At 37.4% G+C, this 917-nt stretch carries 1 protein-coding gene and 1 pseudogene; both read left to right on the top strand.

The window, feature by feature from the left end; all coding sequences use genetic code 11:
* Positions 1-201, top strand: a pseudogene (locus MCO_RS10970) (hypothetical protein); the annotation flags it as partial.
* 176 nt (positions 202-377) lie between these two features.
* A complete protein-coding gene (locus tag MCO_RS01385; protein ID WP_007552129.1) occupies positions 378-737 on the top strand; it encodes a hypothetical protein in 360 nt (119 codons plus the stop codon).
* Positions 738-917 lie beyond the last annotated feature (180 nt).

The following is a 917-nucleotide window of genomic DNA, read 5'->3' as shown; positions in this document are numbered from 1 at the left end:
GCATCAATTCATGCTTGCATGATTCAATCAGGTTTTCACTATAAAAATGAAGTGAAAGGGGGAGGGTGGTGTTATACTTTTAAAGAGGAAAACCTCCCTATTTGTCAGCCTGGCGCTGTCATTCCACAACGAAGTGTCGAAAAGCGCTTAAATAGCCCGTTTTGTAAAAAAAGTCCAGTACAACCTGAATGCAAACCCTAAGTCTTGCTTGTGATGGTCAACAATTCCCCATATTTGTATTAGCTTGAAATGTCGAGATTGTTTCCTCAATACACCATCTCAATATTGTTCACCATTGTTTTAAGCAGCGATGACAGAAAATATCAACAGGCTTATGAGCTGTTTTATCGTAAATAAATCCATTGAAAGAGGGGAAAATGAAAAAAAATTTAAAACTATTGAGCTGCATGGTTCTGTTAAGTACAGCTGGATGTGTTAACTCAATTCCATCACTTTCTCCAGCATTATGGAGAAATAAAATACTTTTAGAATGTGGAGTACCGGACCTTAATAAGGTTGTGGCACTAAATTTGAATCAATTTGCTAGTATTGAAATTTGTATGGGACAATCAGGTTTTCGTCCTAGCTTTACAATACAAGAATGGTGTGAGAACCATAAATCGGATAATCTTCCCATATGTCGTCCTGGTGCTGTCATGCCTCAACGAAGTGTTGAGAGACGCTTAAATAGCCCTTATTGTAAAAAATATAAAAATGCACTTGAATGCCAGCCTTAAGTTTTGTTTGTGATGATCAACAATCCCCTTTTTGCTTTCGCTTGAAATGTCGAGATTGTTTCCTCAATCACATTATTTAACGGATGAAAAAAAGAAGCATTTACACGCAGGGTCTGATGGTAACAGGCGTATGTTCTATAATGGTATTTTTACCTCACCAGATGAAGCAGCTCGTTATGC

The sequence above is a fragment of the Bartonella sp. DB5-6 genome, from assembly GCF_000278115.1.
GTDB lineage: Bacteria > Pseudomonadota > Alphaproteobacteria > Rhizobiales > Rhizobiaceae > Bartonella > Bartonella refiksaydamii.
Note: the sequence above shows the minus strand (reverse complement) of the source record. Positions and strands in the feature narration are given on the sequence as shown.